The 22,677-nt window shown below is 65.1% G+C and carries 20 protein-coding genes; all 20 read left to right on the top strand.

Annotated elements, in window-relative coordinates:
• The first annotated feature begins 6 nt into the window (after window positions 1–6).
• Window positions 7–708 (top strand): (d)CMP kinase, encoded by a 702-nt coding sequence (cmk, locus tag ACH2AT_RS01090; RefSeq protein ID WP_394962796.1) that lies wholly within the window; start codon window positions 7–9, stop codon window positions 706–708.
• Window positions 709–711: 3 nt separating this feature from the next.
• The gene (locus tag ACH2AT_RS01085; RefSeq protein ID WP_394962794.1) at window positions 712–1,329 is read left to right on the top strand and encodes a lysophospholipid acyltransferase family protein; all 618 of its coding nucleotides are present in this window, start codon (window positions 712–714) and stop codon (window positions 1,327–1,329) included.
• A gap of 10 nt (window positions 1,330–1,339) precedes the next feature.
• Complete coding sequence (locus ACH2AT_RS01080; RefSeq protein ID WP_394962792.1) at window positions 1,340–3,265, top strand: bifunctional 4-hydroxy-3-methylbut-2-enyl diphosphate reductase/30S ribosomal protein S1; 1,926 nt, start codon at window positions 1,340–1,342, stop codon at window positions 3,263–3,265.
• 175 nt (window positions 3,266–3,440) lie between these two features.
• Complete coding sequence (locus tag ACH2AT_RS01075) at window positions 3,441–3,587, top strand: hypothetical protein (protein WP_394962790.1); 147 nt, start codon at window positions 3,441–3,443, stop codon at window positions 3,585–3,587.
• Entirely contained in the window at window positions 3,587–4,252 is a 666-nt protein-coding gene (gene deoC / locus ACH2AT_RS01070; RefSeq protein WP_394962840.1) for a deoxyribose-phosphate aldolase, read from the top strand. The genes ACH2AT_RS01075 and deoC overlap by 1 nt, the downstream gene beginning before the upstream one ends.
• Before the next feature lie 67 nt (window positions 4,253–4,319).
• Window positions 4,320–5,075: a ZIP family metal transporter gene (locus tag ACH2AT_RS01065; RefSeq protein ID WP_394962789.1), complete on the top strand. Its 756-nt coding sequence runs from the start codon at window positions 4,320–4,322 to the stop codon at window positions 5,073–5,075.
• A gap of 38 nt (window positions 5,076–5,113) precedes the next feature.
• On the top strand, window positions 5,114–6,391 hold the full coding sequence (locus ACH2AT_RS01060; protein WP_394962787.1) for a hypothetical protein: 1,278 nt from the start codon (window positions 5,114–5,116) through the stop codon (window positions 6,389–6,391).
• Between the two features lie 57 nt (window positions 6,392–6,448).
• Window positions 6,449–7,147 carry a response regulator transcription factor gene (locus ACH2AT_RS01055; protein WP_394962785.1) on the top strand — a complete coding sequence of 233 codons (699 nt, stop codon included), beginning with the start codon at window positions 6,449–6,451 and terminating at the stop codon, window positions 7,145–7,147.
• A 37-nt stretch (window positions 7,148–7,184) separates the two neighbouring features.
• Window positions 7,185–8,618, top strand: a complete 1,434-nt coding sequence (locus ACH2AT_RS01050; protein ID WP_394962783.1) for a sensor histidine kinase — start codon at window positions 7,185–7,187, stop codon at window positions 8,616–8,618.
• Window positions 8,619–8,664: 46 nt separating this feature from the next.
• Window positions 8,665–10,551, top strand: coding sequence for a hypothetical protein (locus ACH2AT_RS01045; protein WP_394962781.1), 1,887 nt, complete (start codon window positions 8,665–8,667; stop codon window positions 10,549–10,551).
• Between the two features lie 56 nt (window positions 10,552–10,607).
• Entirely contained in the window at window positions 10,608–11,540 is a 933-nt protein-coding gene (locus ACH2AT_RS01040) for a DUF1385 domain-containing protein (protein WP_394962779.1), read from the top strand.
• Window positions 11,537–12,403: a peptide chain release factor N(5)-glutamine methyltransferase gene (gene prmC / locus ACH2AT_RS01035; RefSeq protein WP_394962777.1), complete on the top strand. Its 867-nt coding sequence runs from the start codon at window positions 11,537–11,539 to the stop codon at window positions 12,401–12,403. Before ACH2AT_RS01040 ends, prmC begins: the two co-directional genes overlap by 4 nt.
• Before the next feature lie 140 nt (window positions 12,404–12,543).
• On the top strand, window positions 12,544–13,695 hold the full coding sequence (gene recA / locus ACH2AT_RS01030) for a recombinase RecA (protein WP_394962775.1): 1,152 nt from the start codon (window positions 12,544–12,546) through the stop codon (window positions 13,693–13,695).
• Window positions 13,696–13,704: 9 nt separating this feature from the next.
• Window positions 13,705–14,364 carry a regulatory protein RecX gene (locus ACH2AT_RS01025; protein WP_394962773.1) on the top strand — a complete coding sequence of 220 codons (660 nt, stop codon included), beginning with the start codon at window positions 13,705–13,707 and terminating at the stop codon, window positions 14,362–14,364.
• 31 nt (window positions 14,365–14,395) lie between these two features.
• Window positions 14,396–15,745 (top strand): 30S ribosomal protein S12 methylthiotransferase RimO, encoded by a 1,350-nt coding sequence (gene rimO / locus ACH2AT_RS01020; RefSeq protein ID WP_394962771.1) that lies wholly within the window; start codon window positions 14,396–14,398, stop codon window positions 15,743–15,745.
• On the top strand, window positions 15,729–16,304 hold the full coding sequence (gene pgsA, locus ACH2AT_RS01015) for a CDP-diacylglycerol--glycerol-3-phosphate 3-phosphatidyltransferase (RefSeq protein ID WP_394962769.1): 576 nt from the start codon (window positions 15,729–15,731) through the stop codon (window positions 16,302–16,304). Before rimO ends, pgsA begins: the two co-directional genes overlap by 17 nt.
• A gap of 268 nt (window positions 16,305–16,572) precedes the next feature.
• Window positions 16,573–18,591, top strand: coding sequence for a 1,4-alpha-glucan branching protein GlgB (gene glgB, locus ACH2AT_RS01010; protein ID WP_394962767.1), 2,019 nt, complete (start codon window positions 16,573–16,575; stop codon window positions 18,589–18,591).
• 68 nt (window positions 18,592–18,659) lie between these two features.
• Window positions 18,660–19,874 carry a glucose-1-phosphate adenylyltransferase gene (locus ACH2AT_RS01005; protein WP_394962765.1) on the top strand — a complete coding sequence of 405 codons (1,215 nt, stop codon included), beginning with the start codon at window positions 18,660–18,662 and terminating at the stop codon, window positions 19,872–19,874.
• Window positions 19,868–20,992, top strand: a complete 1,125-nt coding sequence (gene glgD / locus ACH2AT_RS01000; RefSeq protein WP_394962763.1) for a glucose-1-phosphate adenylyltransferase subunit GlgD — start codon at window positions 19,868–19,870, stop codon at window positions 20,990–20,992. The genes ACH2AT_RS01005 and glgD overlap by 7 nt, the downstream gene beginning before the upstream one ends.
• A gap of 96 nt (window positions 20,993–21,088) precedes the next feature.
• Window positions 21,089–22,507: a glycogen synthase gene (locus tag ACH2AT_RS00995; protein ID WP_394962761.1), complete on the top strand. Its 1,419-nt coding sequence runs from the start codon at window positions 21,089–21,091 to the stop codon at window positions 22,505–22,507.
• The last annotated feature ends 170 nt before the right edge of the window (window positions 22,508–22,677 follow it).

The following is a 22,677-nucleotide window of genomic DNA, read 5'->3' as shown; positions in this document are numbered from 1 at the left end:
GAACCGATGATCTCTGTGGCCATCGACGGCCCCTCCGGGGCCGGGAAATCCAGCCTGGCGAAGCGCCTCGCCAAAGAGCTGGGCTATCTCTATGTGGACACCGGCGCCATGTACCGGGCCATCGGCCTGTATGCAAAGCGCGCCGGGGCGGACACCAAAAACGCCGCCGCCGTGGAGGCGCTGCTGCCCTCCATCCGGCTGGAACTGAAGTATGTGGACGGCGCCCAGCGGGTGCTGCTGTGCGGCGAGGACGTGAGCGAGGCCATCCGCGCCGAGGCCATCGGCATGGCGGCCAGCGACGTGTCCGCCCATCCGGCGGTGCGCGCCTTTTTGCTGGACGCCCAGCGGAACATGGCCCTCACCCACGACCTGCTGATGGACGGGCGGGACATCGGCACCGTCATCCTGCCGGACGCCACCGTCAAGATCTTCCTCACCGCCTCCCCCGAGGCCCGGGCGAAGCGCCGGATGCTGGAACTGCGGCAGAAGGGCCAGCCCGCGGACTACGAGACCGTGCTGGAGGACATCCGCCAGCGGGACTGGCAGGACACCCACCGGGAAACGGCGCCCTTGAAGCAGGCGGAGGACGCGGTGCTGGTGGACACCAGCGGGCTGGATCTTGAAGAGAGCTTTGCGGCCCTCAAGCGCCTCATCCTCAGCCGGGTGGGGCAGGAAAAGGAAAAGGCGCGCCGCGCCGAAGTGAGGTAAACAATGTTTTATGCGATCGTTTTATGCGCCGCGTGGGTGATCTGGCATCTGGGCTTTGCCATCAAGGTGGTGGGCCGGGAGAACCTGCCCAAAGACGGCCGGGGCTTCGTGCTGGCGCCCAACCACCTCTCCGCCATCGACCCGGTGTTCGTGGTGCTGGCCCGCTTCTGGGGCAAAAAGATGCTGGTGATGGCCAAGGAAGAGCTGATGCACGTCAACCCCTTCTTCACCTGGTTCTTCCATCAGGTGGGGGTGTTCGGCGTCACCCGCGGCCGGGGCGACACCACCGCCGTGGACGACGCCATCGAAAAGGTGCGCGCCGGCCAGGGGCTGCTCATCTTCCCCGAAGGCACCCGGTCCAAGACCGGCGAGCCCGGCAAGCTGAAAAGCGGCGCGTTCGTGGTGGCCAGCGCCGCCGGGGTGGACATGATCCCCTGCCGCATCATCTACCGCCATGGCCGCATGCGGCTGTTCAGCCGGGTGCGGGTGTGCTTTGGCAAGCCCATCCCCGCCGAAGCGCTGTATCTGGGCGAGCACAAGAGCGCCGCCAGGCTGCGCCAGAATAAGCAGCTATTGCTGGACGCCTGGCAGGAGCTTTATGACGCCAACCGCTTTGAATGAGGAGGGGCCCATGGAGATCATCAAGGCAAAGACCGCCGGCTTCTGCTTCGGGGTGGACCGGGCGGTGAAGCTCACCACCGAGCTGGCTGCCGCCGGCCACAAGGTGGCCACCCTGGGGCCGCTCATCCACAACCCCCAGTGCGTGGCCGAGCTGGAAAGGCTGGGCGTGGTCACCGCCGGCGCCCTGGCGGAGGTGCCCGCGGGCTACGAACTGGTCATCCGCAGCCACGGGGTGCCCCAGTCGGCCTATGACCAGATCGAGGCGGCGGGCATCAAATACCACGACGCCACCTGCCCCTTTGTGGCAAAGATCCACCGCATCGCCCGCAAAGCCAGCGACGAGGGCGCGGTGCTGCTGGTGGCGGGCAACGCTTCCCACCCGGAGGTGCAGGGCATCGTGGGCCACACCGACAAAGAGGTGTTCGTCTTTTCAGACCTTTCCCAGCTGAAGGGCTGGAAAGGCCCCGAAACGCCTGAAACGCCCATTTTTGTGGTGGCGCAGACCACGTTTCAGGTTACAAAATGGCAAGAATGCGCCGCGTTTATAAAAAAAGGGTATACAAACGCCAAAATATTTGATACAATATGTAGTGCGACGTGGACGAGGCAACAGGAGGCGGAAGACCTCAGCCAGAAATGCGGCCTGATGGTCGTCATTGGTGGTCATCATTCTTCCAACACCCAGAAGCTGGCAGCAGTCGCCGCAAAGCACACCCGGTGTGTTACGGTGGAGACGGCCAAGGAGCTGGATCCGGCCTGGTTTTCCGGGGTGCAAACGGTGGGTGTTACAGCCGGGGCTTCCACGCCATCGTCTATTATTGAGGAGGTACTTAACAGTATGAGTGAAGAAATCCGTGACGAGATGAGCTTTGCCGAGATGTTTGCCGAAAGCGAAGCGAATCTCAAGCCTGTGTTCGCAGGCAAGGTAGTGGAGGGCACTGTTACCAGCATTACGCCCAACGAAGTGCAGGTGGACATCGGCACCAAGCACACCGGCTTTGTGAAGGTCAGCGAGCTGACCGACGATCCCAACGCCAAGGCGGAGGATCTGGTCAAGGTTGGGGATAAGCTGGACCTCGTCGTCGAAAAAGTCAACGATCAGGAAGGCGTTGCCTACCTGTCCCGCAAGCGCCTGGAAGCCATGAAGGGCCTGGAAGAGGTGCGCAAGGCCGCCGAGGAAGGCACCGTCATGGAAGGCGTGGTCACCGAGACCAACAAGGGCGGCGTGATCGTTCTGGTCAAGGGCGTGAAGGTGTTCGTGCCCCGCAGCCAGGCCACCATGCGCCGCGATGAGGACATCAACGCCCTGGTGAAGCAGAACGTCAAGCTGGTCATCACCGAGTGCGCCGGCCGCAAGATCGTGGGTTCCATCAACAAGGTCACCGCCGAGGAAAATGCCGCCAAGCGCGAGGCCTTCTGGTCCACCGTCGAGGTGGGCAACACCTACACCGGCGTGGTCAAGAGCCTCACCGCTTACGGCGCTTTCGTGGACGTGGGCGGCGTGGACGGCCTGTGCCACATCAGCGAGCTGAGCTGGAACCGCATCAAGCACCCCAGCGAGGTGGTGAACGTGGGCGACACTATCGAGGTGTATGTCAAGGCTCTGGACACCGAAAACCACAAGGTTTCCCTGGGCTATAAGAAAGCCGAAGACAACCCCTGGGTCAAGCTGCAGAACGAGTATCCCATCGGCAGCGTGTTCACCGCCCCCGTGGTGAGCATCACCAAGTTCGGCGCCTTCGTGCGCATCCTGCCCGGCATCGACGGCCTGGTCCACATCAGCGAGATCAGCAACGAGCGTGTGGAGAAGGTCAGCGACGTGCTGAAGGTGGGCGACGAGGTCAAGGTCAAGCTGCTGGATGTGGACTTCGACAAGAAGCGCATCAGCCTGTCCATGAAGGCCCTGCTGAACGACGAGGCCGCAGACGCCGAGTGATCTTTGCTTATCCGAACACCGCCTGCCGCCGGCAGGCGGTGTTTTTGTGCCGCCAGGCGGCGGGCGCGCCGGCCCTGCTGCGCACAAAAGGGCTGGGCAAACGGCGAGCGGTATGGTATACTGGAAAAAAGACAAACTGCGCCGCCTTTTGGCGGCGGGACAGGAGGTTCTGACTATGAAAGGTTCCGCGTTTCGTCTGACCGGGCTGATTTTGGGCATCGTGGCGTCCGTGGCCGCGGTGGTGGCCATCGTGCTCAGCGCCGTGGGCATGAGCAAGGCCCGCCAGTGCAAACAGTGCAAACTGGGAGGCGGCGTGAAATGATGGACATCGCTGCGATCATGGCAAAGGTGGACCACACCCTGCTGAAACCCGAGGCCACCTGGGCCGACATCAAAAAGATCTGCGACGAGGCGATGGAGTATCACACCGCCTCGGTGTGCATCAACCCCTGCTTCGTCAAGCAGGCCGCCGAGTACATGAAGGGCGCCGTGCCGGTGTGCACGGTGGTGGGCTTCCCCCTGGGCGCCACCGACACCGCCACCAAGGTGTTTGAGGCAAAGACCGCCATCGAAAACGGCGCTTCCGAGGTGGACATGGTCATCAACATCGGCCGCCTGAAGGCGGGGGACGTGGCCTATGTCACCGAGGAGATCGCCGCCGTCAAGAAGGCGGTGGGCGGCCATGTGCTCAAGGTCATCATCGAGACCTGCCTGCTCACCGACGCAGAAAAAGAGGCCATGTGCCAGGCGGTCATCGACGCCGGCGCCGACTACATCAAAACCAGCACCGGCTTTTCCACCGGCGGGGCCACCTTCGCGGACATCGAGCTGTTCGCCCGCTGCTGCGCGGGCCGCTGCAAGATCAAGGCCGCGGGCGGCATCTCCACCCTGGACGACGCGGTGCGCTTCATCCAGCTGGGCGCCGACCGCCTGGGCACCAGCCGCATGGTGAAGCTGGTGCAGGGGCTTTCCGGCGAGGGCTATTGACCGCCGGTTCATAAGGAAGGAACGCCTCCCATATCCTTGTAAAAAAGGGTATGGGAGGCGTTTTTGTATGCTGTACGCGATGGCGGCCACCACGCTGGCGGGCCTTGCCACCGCTCTGGGCGGGGCGCTGGGCGCGCTGCGCCGACCGGGGCGGCAGGGCATGGCCTTCGCCATGGGCTTCGGGGCGGGGGTGATGCTGGCGGTCAGCCTGATGGATATGCTGCCGGGGGCCCTGGGGCGGTATCTGGCGGCCTTTGCGCCCCTGCGGGCGGGGGCGATGGCGGCCAGCCTTGTGCTGCTGGGGCTGGCGGCGGGCTGGCTGCTGGAGCGGGCGCTGCCGGAGGAGGCGGCCTTCGCCGGCGGCGAGGAGGGCCGGGTGCTGCGCAGCGCCCTGGTCACCGCGATGGCGCTGGTGGGCCACAACCTGCCGGAAGGGGCGATGAGCCTGTTCGCCTCGCTGGACGACCCGGCGGTGGGGCTGCGGCTGGCGGTGGCCATCGGCCTGCACAACCTGCCGGAAGGGCTGGCAGTGGCGCTGCCGGTGCTGTACGCCACCAAAAGCCGGGGCCGGGCCTTCCTGGCGGCGCTGGCCTCCGGCCTCGCGGAACCTGCGGGGGCGCTGCTGGCCTTCGGGGCGCTGGGCGGGCGCATCACCGCAAGCCTCGTCACCGGCATGGCGGCGCTGGTGTGCGGCGTGATGTGCTGGGTGAGCGTGGCCGAGCTTCTGCCCACCGGCCTTTCCCTGGGCAGAAAAGAGGTGACGGCGGCGGGGTTCGGCGCCGGGCTTTTGGCGATGACCCTTGGAATCGCCCTGCTTTCGTGATATAATAAACTTCGCATATAAAAAAGGGGGTGGCAGCTGTGCGATGGTTCAAGGGGGCCGCCGCGCTGGCGGCGGCGTGCCTGCTGGCCGGGTGCGGCGCCGCGCCCGCCGGCGTGGAGGACCTGCTGCGCGCGCCCCAGCTGGACGGCCAGCAGAACGAGGTGGAAAAGGCGCTCATCGCCTATCTGGGCGAAACGCCCCAGATGAAGTACCCCACCACCGGCGGGAACCTTTCCCCCTTTGTGTTCGACGACTGGGACGGCGACGGCGCCACCGACGCGGCCGCCCTTTATGTGAGCACCGCCAAGGGCCAGAACGTCCATCTGGCGGTGCTGGAATCGGTGAACGGCGAGTGGGTGGTCACCCAGGAGCGGGAGGGCCTTTCCACCTCGGTGGAGAGCATCGAGACCGCCAGCCTGCGGGGGGCCGAGAGCACCCAGCTGCTGGTGGGCTACGCCGCCGCCTCGGGGGAGAAGTACCTGGCGGTCTACTCCTACCAGAACGAGACCCTGAACGAGGTGTTCCACCAGCCCTATTCCCAGTATGAACTGCGGGACATCAGCGGCAGCGGCGGCAACGACCTGGTCATCATCGGCCCCGAGCCGGAGAGCGGCCTGCAATTGCAGATGCTCACCGCCCAGGACGGCCAGTTCATCCCGGTGATGCCTCCGCTGGCGGTGGGCAACCAGTTCACCAGCTGCGAAGGGCTCTACACCAGCAAGGGCGACGACGGCAGCTATTACCTGATCCTGGACGGCCAGACCGGCAACGCCAACAGCCTGGCCAGCATGATCCTTTACTACGACGCGCGCCAGCAGCAGCTGGTGACCTACCACCCCATCACGGTGGACGACCTGTTCGCCGCCACCCAGCGGTATTCCAGCCTGCTCAAAAGTCAGGACATCGACTCCGACGGCACGGTGGAGATCCCCACCCAGCTGGACGGCGCAGGCATGGAGAACCTGGCGGTGAACCGGCTGAGCTTTGTGGCCTGGATGGACTACACCACCGAGTACGAGCAGGTGAAGAGCTTCGGCGTGGCCGACCTGGAATACGGCTACTATCTGGAACTGCCCGGCGAGTGGCAGGGCCAGATCATGCTCACCGACGGCGACGAGCCGGACAGCTGGCAGGTGCGCACCGCCGGCGGCGAGGACCTGCTGCTCACCGTGCGGGTGGTGAGCCCCAACGCCTCGCAGGGCGGCGGCTACTTCCTGCTGGGCAACCTGGGCGCGCAGAAGGTGCAGGCGCGGCTGGGCACCGCCGAGCCGCAGGCCCAGTCCGGCGACCTGATCCGGGGCTTCCGGCTGCTGTGAGCGCCCCCAAAAAGATGTGACGGCCCCTTTGGGGCCTGTTCAAAAGGAGGTCAAACCATGAGAAGAGTTCTGGTAGTGGAAGACGAGGACAGCATCCGCGAGCTCATCGCCCTCAACCTGCGCATGGCGGATTACGAGGTGCTGGAGGCGGAGAGCGCCGAAAAGGCGCTGGCGCTGCTGGGCAGCGAGGGCGGCTGCGACGCCGCGGTGCTGGATGTGATGCTGCCCGGCATGAACGGGTTTTCTCTGTGCGAGGCCATCCGCCGGGACGACGCCAACATCGGCATCATCATCCTCAGCGCCAAGAGCATGGAGCAGGACAAAATCCGCGGCCTGTCCATCGGGGCGGACGATTATATGACCAAGCCCTTCAGCGTGTCGGAGCTGCTGGCCCGCATCGACGCGCTCTGCCGCCGTGTGCAGCGCACCGGCCAGGCCGCCGCCGAGGCCGACGATTCCCGCCTTGTGAGCGGCCAGTTCGTGCTGGACCAGAAGAGCCGCGTGCTCTACAAAAAGGGCGAGCCCATCGACCTGACCCAGGTGGAGTTCCAGATCATGGAACTGTTCTTCCAGAACCCCGGCACCGCCCTGGTGCGGGAAAAGATCCTGGAAGGCGTGTGGGGCGAAAACTATTACGGCGACGTGAAGATCGTGGATGTGAACATCCGCCGCCTGCGCATGAAGATAGAGGACGAGCCCTCCAGCCCCAAGCACATCCTCACCGTCTGGGGCTACGGCTACCGCTGGAACGGCTGAAGGCCGCATCCCCATCCGCGCAGAAAGGAGGCGGGCTGTGAGCAGTATCACCCGACGCTGGCTGCGGGGCAGCCTGCTTGTGACCCTGCTGCTGGTGGCGGTGGCGGAAGGCCTTTTCATCTATGCCACCTGGTCCGGCTACTACAACGGCGCGCGGCAGGCCATCCTCAGCCGCATCTCCAGCATCAGCGGCCAGCTGAACATCGTGGCCGGCGCCAACCCCGCCCTCACCGCGGCGGGCCGCAGCCAGCTGCTGCACCGGGCGGTGGAGCAGTTCGACGCAAAGGATAAATTCGAGTTCATGCTGCTGGATTCCTCCGGCCAGCCGCTCATCACCTCCTCCGGCGCGCTCATCCGCTACGACGAGGCCCCGGCGGACTTCACCCAGGCCCTTTCCAGCGCCAGCGGCCAGGGCGAGATGATCTACACCGATTCGGGCGGCCACCGGGTGATGGCCATCACCGTGCTGGTGCCCTACGCCTGCGAGGACGCCGCCGCCATGCGCATGCTCACCAGCCTCTCGCTGGTGGACGAGGCGCTGACGCGGCAGGTGCTGCTGGCGCTGGGCGTGGGCGCGCTGATTTTGGTGTTCACCATCTGGAGCGGCCTGTTCTTCGTGGGCAGCATCGTCAAGCCGGTGCACCAGATCGAGGAGGCCGCCACCGCCATCGCCCGGGGCGACCTCTCGGTGCGGCTGCCCGCCACCCCCTACGACGACGAGATCGGCCGGCTGTGCCAGCGCATCAACGAGATGGCAGGCGAGTTGAGCAAGACCGAGCGGATGCAGAACGAGTTCATCAGCTCGGTGAGCCACGAGCTGCGCACCCCCCTCACCAGCATCCGGGGCTGGGTGGAGACCATCGCCGCCATCCGCGACCCCGAGGACGAGAACTACCGCAAGGGCCTGTCCATCATCGGCCAGGAGACCGACCGCCTTTACACCATGGTGGAGGAGCTGCTCAGCTTCTCCCGCCTGCAGAGCGGCGTCAAGCTGGAGTGCCAGCGGCTGGACCTGGTGGCGGAAGTCACCGACGCGGCGCTGTTCATGCAGCCCCGCATCGAAAAGGAGGGCCTGCGCCTCGTCTACGAGGAACCGGAGCTGCCCCTGCCCATCTGGGCGGACCCGGCCCGCCTGCGCCAGGTCTTCGTCAACGTGCTGGACAACGCTGTCAAATATTCCTGCCGGGGCGGGGCCATCACCATCGACCTCTTGCAGGAAGGCGAGAACGCCTATGTCACCATCGCCGACCAGGGCCGGGGCATCCTGCCCGAAGACCTGGAAAACGTCAAGCTCAAGTTCTTCAAGGGCAAGGGCGCGGTGCGGGGCAGCGGCATCGGCCTGGCGGTGGTGGACGAGATCATGACCGCCCTGGACGGCTCGGCGGACATCGATTCCCAGCCCGGCGTGGGCACCACCGTGACCCTGCGCCTGCCGCTCTACCGCCCCGGCGAGGAAAAAGAACGTTCATAAAGAAAGGAAGCGGCGCGGGCAAGGGCTGCGCGCCGGACGGAACCCTATGCTGATGTACCTTGCGCTGCTGTGCCTGCTGGCGTGCCTGGCGGGCCTGCTCACCCGGGCCATCCGGGCCCCCTTTGCCCAGACCCTGCCCCTGACGCTCACCGGCGTCTCGCTGGCGGCCTATCTGTTCACCGGGGCGGGGGAGAAGGAGTGGCTGCCCCTCTTCGTGCTGCCCGCCGCCGCGGCGGCGGCCTTCTTCGCCCTGCGCAGGGGCGCGGGGCCGCTGCGGCTGGGGCCGCCCTTTTTTGCCCTGCTGCTGGCCATGGGGCTGACCATGGCCCTCAGCGGCCAGATACAGCTCACCGTCTTTGACGATGTGGCCCACTGGGGCCTGTTCACCCGCCAGATCAGCGGCATGGACCAGTTCCCCACCGCGGCCCAGAGCGCCTCCGCCTTCAGCGATTATCCGCCGGGCCTGCAGATGCTCACGGCCTTTTTGCACCTCTACACCCCGCGGGTGACCGTGGCGGCGATGATTGACACCCAGATGCTCTGGTACATGGGCCTGACGCTGCCCCTGCTGGCGGACTTCGGCTGGCAAAAGCGCTGGTGGTCGAACCTGCTGCTGGTGGGGGGCGAGGCCGCCTTCCTGCTGGTGTTCCCCGCCTTCTACACCAAGTATCACCAGATGAGCCTTGTGGTGGAGCCGGTGATGACCCTGCTGCTGGGCTGGGCCCTGCTCACCGCATGGCGCAGCCCCCGCCCCGGCCTGTGGGACCTGGCGGCGGTGAGCGGCGCGCTCTCGCTGCTGGCCATCTCCAAGAGCACCGGCATCCTCTACGCGCTGTCAGGGATGGCGGCGGTGATGGCGCTGTGGGCCGGCCCTTTGCGGGAAACGGCGCGCCGGGGCGGCCCGTGGGCGCGCCTGACGGCGCTGGGGGCCGCGGCGGCGCCGCCGGCCTTCTGGCTCACCTGGCAGGTGCTCTGCCGCCTCAAGGGCACCAGCTCCTACTTCACCCAGGACGTGTCTGCCGGGGCCTTCGGCCCCGCCAACCTGCTGGAATTCTTCACCGGCGGGGGCCAGGCGGGCGAGGTCATCCCCCACTACCTGCAGTTCTTCTGCTTCGAACCCCTCAACCGCACCGGCGGGCTTTCGGCGCTGGGGGCGCTGCTGCTCTTCTGGGCGCTGGTGCTGGCGCTGCGCCGCCTTGCGCCGCGGCGGCGGGCGCTCACCGTGGCGGGGGCGGGGCTCACCGTGGTGTTTTTGGCCTACGCGGTGATGCTGTGCTACTCTTACCTTTATCTTTTCGATGCGGACGAAGCGGCCCAGCTGGCGGCCTACCACCGCTACATCGCGCCGCTGCCCATCGCCATGCTCTATCTGGCGCTGGGGGCGCTGGCCCCCTTCGCGGCGCGGCTGAACACGCCCAGGCGCCGGGGGCTGGCCCTTGCCTGCGCGGCGGCGGCCTTCGCCTTCGGCGTCAACTGGACGGCGGCCACCGAGCTTGTGCCCGGGTGGTTCCTGCAGCACCGGGCCCCCAACGTGGAGGAGGCGAACTGGGCCCGGGAGCAGACCGAGATGCAGCCGGTGTTCGACAGCTTCGTGCCGGAGATGTACAGCCGGGACGCCTCCACGCTGGTGCTCACCGAGGGGCCTCAGTGGGCCCACGACTGCCGGCTGTACAAGTTCGAGCTGGCGCCGGGCGGCACCCTGTCCCTGAACCCCGTGGAGTTCGGGGACGATGTGGCCGAAAAGTACGCGTGGTGGGCCGCCGGCGGCTGGCCGCTGAAGTATGTGTTCTGCACCTGGAACGGGCAGACCGTGGCGGACGTTTTGGCCCTCACCGACGCCGCCGGCGCGCCGCTGCGGGCGAACTGCCTCTACCGCATGGAGGCGGACGGCAGCCTCGTGTTTGAAAAGGAACTTGCCGCCCCGGCCCGCTGACCGGGCGGACAAAAGGCAAAAAGCCCCGGGCCGGCGGGCCCGGCAAAAGGAGAAATATGGAAAGACCCAAGGAATGTTTTAAGACCAGCGTGGGCGGGCAGGCCCTGATGGAGGGCATCATGATGCGCGGCCCCGAAAAGATCTGTGTGGCGGTGCGCAGGCCCGACGGCACGCTGGACATGACCTATGAAAACGTGAAGCATCACCGCTGGCAGAAGATACCGCTGGTGCGGGGCGCGGCGGCAATGATCGAGAACCTCGTGCTGGGCTACCGCTACCTGATGCACTCCGCCGAGGTGAGCATGCCCGAGGAGGCCGGGGAGGAGCCGGGCCGCTTTGAGACGTGGCTGGGCGAACATGCCGGCCCCGGGGCGCAGAACTTCTTCATGGCGCTGGCGGCGGTGTGCGGCGGCCTTCTGGCCATCGTGCTGTTCATGGTGCTGCCCACCGCCATCGTGGGTTTTGCCGACCGCTTCGTGCCTCTGGGCTGGGGCAAGGTGGTGCTGGAGGGCGCGCTCAAGATCGCCCTCTTCGTGGGCTACCTCTTCCTCTGCACCCGCATGAAGGAGATCCACCGGGTGTTCGAGTACCACGGCGCCGAGCACAAAACCATCGCCTGCTACGAGGCGGGGGAGGAGCTCACCGTGGAAAATGTGCGCCGCCACCGGCGGTTCCATCCCCGGTGCGGCACCAGCTTTATGATTTTGGTGCTCATCGTCAGCATCCTGCTGTTCAGCGTGCTGCCCTGGGGCAGCACCGGCCTGCGGGTGGTCCTCAAGCTCCTGCTCTTGCCGGTGGTGATGGGCGTCAGCTACGAGCTCATCAAGCTGGCGGGCCGCTACGACAACATTTTCACCCGCATCATCAGCGCGCCGGGCCTGTGGCTGCAGCGGCTGACCACCTTCGAGCCGGACGATTCCATGATCGAGGTGGCCATCGCCGCCGTGACTCCCGTTCTGCCCGACCACCCGGACGAGGCCAAGTGGTGAGAGCGCGGCAGGCGTTTGAGGCCGCCCGCCGGCGGCTGGAGGCCGCGGGCGTGGAGGACGCCGCCTTCGACGCGGCGGCGCTGGTGGCGGCTCAGGCGGGGGAAGGCTGGCGCTGGCAGGACCCGGCGCTGGACGAAAGCGCCCTGGCCCGGCTGGAGGAACTCACCGCCCGCCGCGCCGCCCGGGAGCCCCTGCAGTACATTCTGGGCCGCTGGCCCTTCCTGGACTTTGAGCTGGCGGTGGGGCCGGGGGTGCTCTGCCCCCGGGCGGACACCGAACTGCTGGTGGAGGAAGGCGCGAAACGGCTGGCGGGCTGGAGCAGCCCGGTGGTGCTGGACCTGTGCGCCGGCAGCGGCTGCGTGGGGCTGGGCGTCAAGCGCCTGTGCCCCGGCGCGCATGTCACCTGCCTGGAAAAAAGCCCCGAGGCCTTCCGCTACCTCAGGCAGAACGCCGCGTCGGCCCTGCCGGGCTTTGACGAGGCCCGCCCCGCCGCGGCCTGTGTGCTGGGGGATGTGTTCGGCTACCAGCGGCAGCTGGCCCCGGAAAGCCTGGACCTCGTCCTCGCAAACCCGCCCTATGTCACCGACGGCGAGATGGAGCGGCTGGCCCCGGAAGTGCGCCGGGAGCCCGCCATGGCCCTGCGTGCGGGCCACGAGGGCCTCGCCTTCTACGAGCACATCGCCCCGGCCTACCTGCCGGCCCTGCGGCCCGGCGGCTGGCTGGCGGTGGAGATAGGCTGGCGGCAGGCGGGGGCGGTGCAGGCTGTGCTTTGCGCGGCGGGCTACGAAAACGTGGCCTGCATCCCCGACCTTGAGGGCCGCGACCGGGTCGTGGTGGGTCAAAAACCGGAAAATGCGACATAAAAAGGATGATTTCCCGACATTTTACAACTGATGGTTGTAAAGGCCGGGGGCATCGTGTATAATAAGCACAGACGTTAGAACGAAGCGCGCCGCGGGGCCAAAAAAGCCCGGCGGGCGCGGGAACAAGGAGTTTTGAAGGTATGGCAGAGAAGAAGGCGGCAATGGCCTCCCCGGAGAAAAAGAGCGCGGCCAGCAAAAAAGACGCGCTGGAAACGGCGCTGGCCCAGATCGAAAAGCAGTTCGGCAAGGGCGCGGTGATGAAGCTGGGCGCCAACGTGGCCATGAAGGTGGACGCCATCAGCACCGGCAGCCTCTCGCTGGACATCGCCCTGGGCGTGGGCGGCGTGCCCCGCGGGCGTGTGGTGGAGGTTTACGGCCCCGAGTCCAGCGGCAAGACCACCCTGGCGCTGCACGTGCTGGCCGAGGCCCAGAAGCAGGGCGGCGAAGTGGCCTTCATCGACGTGGAGCACGCCCTTGACCCGGTCTATGCCCAGGCCCTGGGCGTGGACATCGACAGCCTGCTGGTCAGCCAGCCGGACACCGGCGAGCAGGCCCTGGAGATCTGCGAAGCGCTGGTGCGCAGCGGCGCCATCGACGTCATCGTCATCGACTCGGTGGCCGCCATGGTGCCCCGGGCGGAGATCGAGGGCGAGATGGGCGACTCCCACGTGGGCCTGCAGGCCCGCCTGATGAGCCAGGCCCTGCGCAAGCTCACCGGCGTCATCGGCAAGACCAACACCGTGGCCATCTTCATCAACCAGCTGCGGGAAAAGGTGGGCGTTACCTACGGCAACCCCGAGGTCACCACCGGCGGCCGCGCGCTGAAATACTATTCCAGCGTGCGCATCGACGTGCGCCGCATCGAGGGCCTGAAGGATTCCTCCGGCCAGTTCATCGGCAACCGCACCCGCGCCAAGGTGGTCAAGAACAAGGTGGCCCCGCCCTTCCGCGAGGCCGAGTTCGACATCATGTTCGGCGAGGGCATCAGCAAGGTGGGCGAGGTGCTGGACCTGGGCGTCAAGCTGGGCGCGGTGCAGAAAAGCGGCGCCTGGTTCAACTACGGCGAGACCCGCCTGGGCCAGGGGCGCGACAACGCCAAGACCTTCCTGAAAGAGAACCCCGCCGTCATGGCGGAGATCGAAGCGCTGGTGCGCGCCAACGCCGACAAGCTGCTGGCCGCCGGCAAAAAGCCGGTGAAGGGCGGCATCACCCCGGTGGCGGCTCCCGCCGCCCCTGCCGCCGCTGCCGCAAAGGTCAGCGAGGAGGACCTGGACATCATGGTGGAGGACTAAAGCCGCCCCATGGAGACCACCATCACCCGCATCAGCCGCACCAGAAAAGGGCGCTTTGCCCTGTTCTGCGAAGCCGGCTTTCTCTTCAGCGTGGACGAGGAGACCTTCTTCACCGGGCATCTGGCGGAGGGGATGACCCTGGACGACGGCCAGCTGGAGGAACTTGTGCGCAAAAGCGACGCCCAGCGCGCAAAGGACAAGGCCTTCGCTTATCTCGCCGCCCGGGAGCACGCCTCCGGCGAACTGTTCCAAAAGCTCTGCCGGGATTTTGACGAGCACACCGCCGCCGCGGCGGTGGCCAAGATGGACGAACTGGGCCTTTTAAACGACGGGGCTTTTGCCCGCCGCGCCGCCGCCTGGCTTTTGAGCAAAAGCAAATCCCGCAGCGAGATACTGCGCTGGATGGCCGCGCGGGGCGTGGACCGGGACCTTGCCCGGCAGGCGCTGGAAGAAGCGTATGAAGAACGTCAGGCGGACGCGCCGGAGGGCCTTGGGCCGGACGGCGCGGCCGCGCTGCGTCTTGTGGAAAAACAGTACGCCGCAAAACTGGCGGCGGGCAAAAAACAGAACGTGCTGGCGGCGCTGGCCCGCCGGGGCTTTTCCTCCGGCGACGCCCGCCGGGCGGTGGAGCTCTGGCTGGAGGAGCATCCCGCCGACGGGGAACTGTGAAGCCGGCACGGAAAACAAAAGGAGAACGCATTTGAAAATCGCCATCATCTCTCTGGGCTGCCCCAAAAACCAGGTGGACGCCGACGTATTCTGCCACAGCCTCATCAGCGCGGGCCACACCACCACGGCCGACCCCGCCGAGGCGGACGCCATCATCGTGAACACCTGCGGCTTCATCGAGAGCGCCAAGACCGAGGCCATCGAGAACATCCTGGACGCCTGCGCCCTCAAGGAGAAAAGGCCCGGCCTCAGGGTCATCGTCACCGGCTGCCTGGCCGAGCGCTACCGCCAGGAGATCCGCAGGGAGATGCCCGAGGTGGACGCGGTGGTGGGCATCGGCTGCAACGCCGCCCTGCCCGCCATTCTGGAGCGCCTTGCCGCCCCGGACGCCGCCCCGGAGGAGGACTTCGGCCCCAAGACCGGCCTGGCCCTGGGGGGCAAGCGGGTCATCAGCACCCCCAGCCACTACGCTTACTTAAAGATCGCCGAGGGCTGCAACAACCGCTGCCACTACTGCGCCATCCCCCTCATCCGGGGGCCGCTGCGCAGCCGCCCGCTGGAAGACTGCGTGGCCGAGGCCCGCTGGCTGGCCGGCGAGGGCATGAAGGAGCTGGTGGTGGTGGCCCAGGACCCCACCGCCTACGGCGAGGACTGGGGCAAAAACAGCATCTGCCAGCTGCTGGACGAGCTGAACGCCGTGGAGGGCATCCGCTGGATCCGCATCCTCTATGCCTATCCCGAACGCATCACCGATGAATTCATTGCTGCCATGCAGCGCAATGAAAAGGTGGTGCGCTATCTCGACCTGCCCATCCAGCACTGCAACACCCGCATTCTCAAGGCCATGAACCGCCGGGGCGACGGGGAAGTGGTGAAAAGCGCCATCCGCCGCCTGCGCACCGCCATGCCGGACATCACCCTGCGCACCACCCTCATCGCCGGCTACCCCGGCGAGACCGAGGCGGAGTTCGAGCAGCTGTGCGAATTTGTCAAGGAGACCCGCTTCGAACGGCTGGGCTGCTTTGCCTTCAGCCCCGAGGAGGGCACGCCGGCGGCCCGGATGGAGGGCCAGCTGCCCGAGGAGGAAAAACAGCGCCGGGCCGGCGTCATCATGGACCTTCAGGCCCGCATCAGCGCCCAGCTGCTGGAAAAGAAGGTGGGCAGCGTGCAGACCGTCATCTGCGACGGGGTGGACGAGGAGAGCGGCCTGTACCTCTGCCGCTCTGCCGCCGATGCGCCGGAGATCGACGGCAACGTCTGCGTCGCCAGCGAAACGCCCCTTTACCCCGGCCAGTTCTACCGGGTGAAGATCGACGAGAGCGACATGTACGACCTGTTCGGCTATGCAGTGGAGGAGAACGAGGATGAATCTGCCCAATAAGCTCACCCTTTTGCGCATCCTGCTGGTGCCGGTGTTCATGGTGCTGGCCGGCATGACCCAATACGGCGCGGCGGGCTGGCAGCCCGGCTGGTATCTGGCGGCGGGGGCGGTGTTCGCCCTGGCCAGCTTCACCGATTTCCTGGACGGGTATCTGGCCCGCAAATGGAAGATGGTCACCGACTTCGGCAAGTTTGCCGATCCTCTGGCCGACAAGCTGCTCACCACCGTGGCCTTTCTGTATATGATGCGGGATGGCGTTTGCAGCCTGTGGGTGGTGGCGCTGATTTTGGCCCGGGAGTTCGCGGTGTCCGGCGTGCGGATGCTGGCGGCCTCCTCCAGCACCGTCATCGCCGCCAACATGTGGGGCAAGGTGAAGACCGTGCTGCAGATGCTCACCATCCTGTTCTACTTCTTTGCCGCGGCCCTGGCCGGGCCCGCCGACGTGATGGCGGTGTCGCTCATCAGCAGCGCTTTGTGCTGGCTGGTGGCGCTGGCTACCGTGTTCAGCGGCGGCATCTATCTGTGGCAGAACCGCGCCTGCTTCATGCAGGCCAAATGAGCCTTTCGCCCGGGCGCCTGCGCGCCCGGGCATTTTTGTGCCCATCGCCGCGGCCGAATGTTAAAATGCGGCAAAAGGACCGGCGCTTTTTCAAAACTATGGTGAATATCCAAGGATTATTCAACAACACTGTTAAAACTGCATAAAACAAGGAAAAACAAAATTGCTTTTTTAGCAGTATATGACAGAAAACCCTTGAAAACTACCCCAAAAATGAGTAAGATTATATGTGAAAGTGAGGCGTAAGGCCCACAGGGAGGGAGACACCGTGAAAAAACAGAATCATCCGGCCGATCTGCCCATATACCTGTTCAAGCAGGGAAACAATTTTGAGGCATATCGGTTCTTCGGCGCTCATTTCGACTGCCGGGGCGGGGACGAAGGCGTGGTGTTCCGCGTCTGGGCGCCCCACGCCAAAGCCGTCAGCGTGGTGGGCGATTTCAACAGCTGGGTGCCGGGGTCCCACCCGATGGCCAGGCTGGACGAGGGCGTCTGGGAAGCGTTCATCCCCGGCATCCGCGAGTACGACGTCTACAAGTTCTGCCTGACCACCCGGCAGGACGAGCTGGTGTTCAAGGCGGACCCCTACGCCTTCCACGCCGAGACCAGGCCTTCCAACGCCAGCAAGGTCTACCGGCTGGAGGGCTATGAGTGGAACGACGGCGAATGGGAGGCGCGGCAGAAAAAGCGCGACCCCCTCACCGCCCCCATGAACATCTACGAGCTGCACGTGGGCAGCTGGCGGCTCAAGGAGAATGGCGACCCCTATAACTATTCCGAGCTGGCGGACGAGCTCATCCCGTACTTACTGGACATGCGCTACACCCATGTGGAACTGCTGCCCATCACCGAATACCCCTACGACGGCAGCTGGGGCTACCAGGTCACCGGTTACTTCGCCCCCACCAGCCGTTACGGCACCCCCAAGGACTTCATGAACTTTGTGGACAAGTGCCATCAGGCGGGCCTGGGCGTCATCATGGACTGGGTGCCCGCCCACTTCCCGAAGGACGGCTTCGGCCTGTACATGTTCGACGGCGAGCCCTGCTACGAGGACCCCAACCCCCGCCGGGGCGAGCACAAGGAATGGGGCACCATGGTGTTCAACTATGGGATGCCCGAGGTGGAGAGCTTCCTTGTGTCCAGCGCGCTGTACTGGGTGGAGCAGTTCCATGTGGACGGCCTGCGGGTGGACGCGGTGGCCAGCATGCTCTACCTCGACTACAACCGCCGCGACGGCGAGTGGGAGCCCAACCGCTATGGCGGCAAGGAGAACCTGGAGGCCATCGCCTTCCTGCGCAAGCTGAACAGCACCGTGCTGGGCCGCCATCCCCACAAGCTGATGATCGCCGAGGAGTCCACCGCATGGCCGATGGTCTCCAAGCCGGCGGAGGACGGGGGCCTGGGGTTCAATTTCAAGTGGAACATGGGCTGGATGAACGACATGCTCAGCTACATGAGCACCGACCCCCTCTTCCGCTCGGGCAACCACAACAAGGTCACCTTCAGCTTCTTCTACGCCTTCAGCGAGAACTTCATCCTGCCCATCAGCCACGACGAGGTGGTGCACGGCAAGTGCAGCCTCATCAACAAGATGCCCGGCGATTACGACGCCAAGTTCGCCAACCTGCGCACCTTCTACGGCTACATGATGGCTCACCCGGGCAAAAAGCTGCTGTTCATGGGCCAGGAGTTCGGCCAGTTCATCGAGTGGAACGAGGCCAAGGCGCTGGACTGGATGCTGCTGGACTACGACCGCCACCGCCAGCTGCGCCAGTATGTGAAGGACCTGAACAGCCTGTACCACGACCTGCCGGACTTGTGGCAGGTGGACTACAGCTGGGAGGGCTTCCAGTGGGTGGTGCCGGACGACAACGCCCAGTCGGTCATCGCGTTTTTGCGGCGCGATGCGGCGGGCCACACCACGCTGGTGGTCTGCAACTTCAATCCCGTTTTTCGGGAGGGCTATCAGATGGGGGTGCCGGCGGCCGGCACCTACCGGGAGCTGCTTTCCAGCGACGACGAGGCCTACGGCGGCGGCGGCGTGCACAACAAGCCTCTGCGCAGCCACAAAAAGCCGATGCACGGCTTTGACCAGAGCATCAGCGTCACCTTGCCGCCGCTGAGCGCCGTTTATTTCTCGGTGCCGCAGCCGAAGGAGCCCAAGCCCGCGGAAAAAAAGGCGGCGAAAAAAACGGCAAAGAAGCCCGCGGCAAAAAAGCCTGCCGCCAAAAAGCCCGCGGCAAAAAAGGCGGCCAAGCCCGCCAAGGGCGCCGAAAAGGCCTGAGGGCCGCTTCGGGGAACCGCAAAATGCACTAACGGCGGCCTCTGGCCGCCGATAAGGGGAGAAGTAGTATGAAAGAATGTATCGCTATGCTGCTGGCCGGCGGGCAGGGCTCACGCCTGTACGCCCTCACACAACGGCTGGCAAAACCCGCAGTTCCCTTCGGCGGAAAGTACCGCATCATCGACTTTCCGCTGTCCAACTGCGTCAACTCGGGGATCGACACGGTGGGCATCCTGACCCAGTACCAGCCGCTGGTGCTCAACGAGTACATCGGCAACGGCCAGCCCTGGGACCTGGACCGGCTGTACGGCGGCGTCCATGTGCTGCCCCCCTACCAGACGGCCACCGGCTCGGACTGGTACAAGGGCACCGCCAACGCCATCTATCAGAACATCAACTTTATCGACCGCTATGAGCCCAAGTATGTGGTCATCCTTTCCGGCGATCACATTTACAAGATGGACTACTCCAAAATGCTGGACTTCCACAAGGAAAAAGGCGCCGACTGCACCATCGCCGTGATGGAAGTGCCCTGGGAGGAGGCCAGCCGCTTCGGCATCATGACTGCCGACGCCGAGGGCACCATCACCAAGTTCGAGGAGAAACCCAAGGAGCCCAAGAGCAACCTGGCCTCCATGGGCATCTATGTCTTCTCCTGGGACAAACTGCGCAAGTTCCTCATCGAAGACGAGGCCAACCCCGCCTCCGACAACGACTTTGGCAAGAACATCATCCCCAACATGCTGGCCAGCAGGGAAAAGATGGTGGCCTATCCCTTCGAGGGCTACTGGAAGGACGTGGGCACCATCGACAGCCTGTGGGAGGCCAACATGGACCTCTTGAACCCCAAGATGCCGCTGGACGTCTGGAGCGACGAGTGGAAGATCTACTCCCGCAACTCCGGCATGCCCGGCCAGTGGGTGGGCGAAGCCGCCGAGATCGATAACTCCATGATCACCGAAGGCTGCAAGGTGGAAGGCAAGCTGGTGCAGAGCGTGCTGTTTGCCGGCGTCAAGGTGGGCGAGGGCGCCGTGGTGGAGGACTCCATCATCATGCCCGGCGCGGTGGTCGAGCCGGGTGCCAAGGTGCGCTATTCCATCATTGCCGAAAATGTGACCGTCAAGCGCGGCGCGGTGGTGGGCGAGCGCCCCGAGGACATGGACAACCTGGACAACTGGGGCGTCGCCGTTGTGGGCGAAGGCGTCACCATCGGTGTGAACGCCAAGGTGGGTCCCAAGGCCATGGTGGTCAAAGACGTAAAGGATGGTGAGGAGCAATGGTAAAGTCCAACACGGATGCCCTGGGCATCATTTTCCCCAATGCATACGACAGCCTGATCCCCGAGATGGTGACCCAGCGCGCGATGGCGTCCATCCCCTTCGGCGGGCGCTACCGCATGATCGATTTCGTGCTGTCCAGCTTCGCCAACGCGGGCATCAGCAACGTCTCCATCATCGTCAAGCAGAACTACCATTCCCTGATGGACCATCTGGGCTCCGGCCGTGAGTGGGACCTCACCCGCAAGCGGGGCGGCCTGAATCTGGTGCCCCCCTACGCCGAGGCCAACGTGAAGATGTACCGCGGCCGCGTGGAGGCCCTGGCCAGCATCGTGGATTTTCTGGCGGACCAGAAAGAGGAATACGTGGTGATGAGCGATTCCAACATCGCTTATAACTTTGATCTGAACAAGCTCATCGAGGCCCATGTGGCCACCGGCGCGGACGTGACCGTGATGTACGAAAAGCGGGAGATCCCCGCCGGCCTCAAGGACGACAACTACACCCTGCGCATCCAGGACGGCCGGGTCACCGAGCTGCTCTGCAACGACTACCGCCCCGGCGTGCAGAACCTGTCCATGAACGTTTACGTCATCCAGCGTGAGGCCCTCATCACCATGGTGAAGGACGCCACCATCCGCGGCCTGGTCTACTTCGAGAAGGACATCCTGGCCCGCAACCTGGAGCTGCTGAACGTGCAGGGCTACGAATACACCGGCTACACCGCCCGCATCGCCGACTGCCGTACTTACTTCGAGGAGAACATGCGCCTGCTGGACCCCGCGAACCTGGACGCGCTGTTCCCCGCCGAGCTGCCGGTCTACACCAAGGTGCACGACAACGCCCCCACCCGCTACGCCATGGACAGCCACGTGAAGAACAGCGTGGTGGCCGACGGCTGCATCATCGAGGGCGACGTGGAGAACTGCGTGCTGTTCCGCGGCGTGAAGGTGAAGAAGGGCGCCAAGGTGAGGAACTGCGTGCTGATGCAGAACACCATCGTGGAGCCCGGCGCCCATGTGGAGTATGTGGTCACCGACAAAAACGTGAAGATCACCACCGACAAATCCCTTGCCGGCAGTGACACCTTCCCGGTGTATGTGGCGAAGAACCGCACCGTATAACGCCAAAGGAGGGCGCAAGCCCTCTGACTCTCTCCCCAGGGGCGGGGGCCCTGCACAGGGCCCCCGCCCCCTCCCCATAACACAAGGAGGAATCGTATGAACGTTTTATTCTGTGCGAGCGAGGCCAACCCCTGGGCCGCCTCCGGCGGTCTTGGCGACGTGGCCGGCAGCCTGCCCAAGGCGCTGGTGCAAAACGGTGTGGACTGCCGGGTGGTCATGCCCCTCTACGGCGATCTGAAATACCGGGACGAACTGGAATACATCACCAACTTCAGCGTGCCTGTGGGCTGGCGCAGCCAGTACTGCGGGCTGTTCAGCGCCAGGCGGGACGGCGTGACCTTCTATTTTCTGGACAACGAGTATTACTTCAAGCGCACCGGCCTCTACGGCTTTTATGATGACGGCGAGCGCTTCGCCTTCTTCAGCCGCGCGGTGCTGGAGATGCTGTTCTACACCGACTTCACCCCCGACGTGATCAACGCCAACGACTGGCAGACCGCCCTGGTGCCGGTGTACCTGAACCTCTATTACCGCCATCTGGACAAATACAGCCACATCAAGACTGTGTTCACCATCCACAACATCCAGTACCAGGGCAAATACGGCCTGGACATCCTGGAGGACACCTGCGGCATCGGCCGGCGGGACGCCCACATCGTGGAGTACGACGGCTGCGCCAACTTCATGAAGGGCGCCATCGAGACCAGCGACAAGGTGAGCACCGTGAGCCCCACCTACGCCGGCGAGATCCTGGACCCCTGGTTCAGCCACGGGCTGGACGGCCTGCTGCGCCAGAAGCAGTACAAGCTGTGCGGCATCCTCAACGGCATCGACGTGGACAGCTATGACCCCGAGACCGACCCCAACATCCCCGCCCACTACAACGCCGACACCTTTGCCGAGGGCAAGGCGGAGTGCAAGCGCCGTCTGCAGGAGCAGTTCGGCCTGGCGCAGGACGGCAGCCCGGTGATGGCCATGGTCACCCGCCTGGTGGGCCACAAGGGCGTGGACCTGGTGCGGGATGTGGCCGAGGGCCTCATCGACCAGGGCGTCGAACTGGTCATCCTGGGCAACGGCGAGCACGCCTACGAAGCCTTCTTCAACGACCTGGCGGGCCGTCACCCGGGCCGTGTGGGCGTGTACATCGGCTTTGTGCCCCCGCTGGCGCGGCAGATCTACGCCGGCGCGGACATCTTCCTGATGCCCTCCAAGTCGGAGCCCTGCGGCCTTGCCCAGATGGTGGCCTGCCGCTACGGCACCATCCCCGTGGTGCGTGAGACCGGCGGTTTGAAGGATTCCATCCACGACTCCGGCGACGGCTGGGGCAACGGCTTCACCTTCCAGCAGTACAACGCCCACGACCTCTACGAGGCCTGCTGGCGCGCAAAGGAAGGCTATTGGCACAAGGACGGCTGGCCCGTGCTGGTGCGCCGCGCCATGTGCTGCGACTTCAGCTGGAACGTCTCCGCTCACTCCTACATCGACATGTACCAGCAGGTGATGAACCTCTGGTAAGGCCCATCGGCCGGTGGGGCCGGGCCGCCTGTTTTGGGCGGCCCGGCCCCTTTTTGCCCGCCGGGAACGCTGTTTCGGAGTTGTAAAAATGTTCGTGAAGAAATGGAAAAATTCGCGGGGAGGTCTGGAAAAGCGTCGAAACAGGTCTATAATAGGGGTATGCCCGCTGC

This window comes from Candidatus Allofournierella excrementigallinarum (assembly GCF_944388085.1).
GTDB lineage: Bacteria > Bacillota > Clostridia > Oscillospirales > Ruminococcaceae > Allofournierella_A > Allofournierella_A excrementigallinarum.
The sequence above is the reverse complement of the archived record's forward strand: the minus strand, read 5'-3'. Positions and strand labels throughout refer to the sequence as shown.

What these genes read in the sequence shown, in the direction of transcription:
- cmk (WP_394962796.1), top strand. Translation starts at nt 7, where the DNA reads ATGATCTCTGTGGCCATCGACGGCCCCTCCGGGGCCGGGAAATCCAGC.
- ACH2AT_RS01085 (WP_394962794.1), top strand. Translation starts at nt 712, where the DNA reads ATGTTTTATGCGATCGTTTTATGCGCCGCGTGGGTGATCTGGCATCTG.
- ACH2AT_RS01080 (WP_394962792.1), top strand. Translation starts at nt 1,340, where the DNA reads ATGGAGATCATCAAGGCAAAGACCGCCGGCTTCTGCTTCGGGGTGGAC.
- ACH2AT_RS01075 (WP_394962790.1), top strand. Translation starts at nt 3,441, where the DNA reads ATGAAAGGTTCCGCGTTTCGTCTGACCGGGCTGATTTTGGGCATCGTG.
- deoC (WP_394962840.1), top strand. Translation starts at nt 3,587, where the DNA reads ATGGACATCGCTGCGATCATGGCAAAGGTGGACCACACCCTGCTGAAA.
- ACH2AT_RS01065 (WP_394962789.1), top strand. Translation starts at nt 4,320, where the DNA reads ATGCTGTACGCGATGGCGGCCACCACGCTGGCGGGCCTTGCCACCGCT.
- ACH2AT_RS01055 (WP_394962785.1), top strand. Translation starts at nt 6,449, where the DNA reads ATGAGAAGAGTTCTGGTAGTGGAAGACGAGGACAGCATCCGCGAGCTC.
- ACH2AT_RS01045 (WP_394962781.1), top strand. Translation starts at nt 8,665, where the DNA reads ATGCTGATGTACCTTGCGCTGCTGTGCCTGCTGGCGTGCCTGGCGGGC.
- ACH2AT_RS01040 (WP_394962779.1), top strand. Translation starts at nt 10,608, where the DNA reads ATGGAAAGACCCAAGGAATGTTTTAAGACCAGCGTGGGCGGGCAGGCC.
- recA (WP_394962775.1), top strand. Translation starts at nt 12,544, where the DNA reads ATGGCAGAGAAGAAGGCGGCAATGGCCTCCCCGGAGAAAAAGAGCGCG.
- ACH2AT_RS01025 (WP_394962773.1), top strand. Translation starts at nt 13,705, where the DNA reads ATGGAGACCACCATCACCCGCATCAGCCGCACCAGAAAAGGGCGCTTT.
- pgsA (WP_394962769.1), top strand. Translation starts at nt 15,729, where the DNA reads ATGAATCTGCCCAATAAGCTCACCCTTTTGCGCATCCTGCTGGTGCCG.
- ACH2AT_RS01005 (WP_394962765.1), top strand. Translation starts at nt 18,660, where the DNA reads ATGAAAGAATGTATCGCTATGCTGCTGGCCGGCGGGCAGGGCTCACGC.
- glgD (WP_394962763.1), top strand. Translation starts at nt 19,868, where the DNA reads ATGGTAAAGTCCAACACGGATGCCCTGGGCATCATTTTCCCCAATGCA.
- ACH2AT_RS00995 (WP_394962761.1), top strand. Translation starts at nt 21,089, where the DNA reads ATGAACGTTTTATTCTGTGCGAGCGAGGCCAACCCCTGGGCCGCCTCC.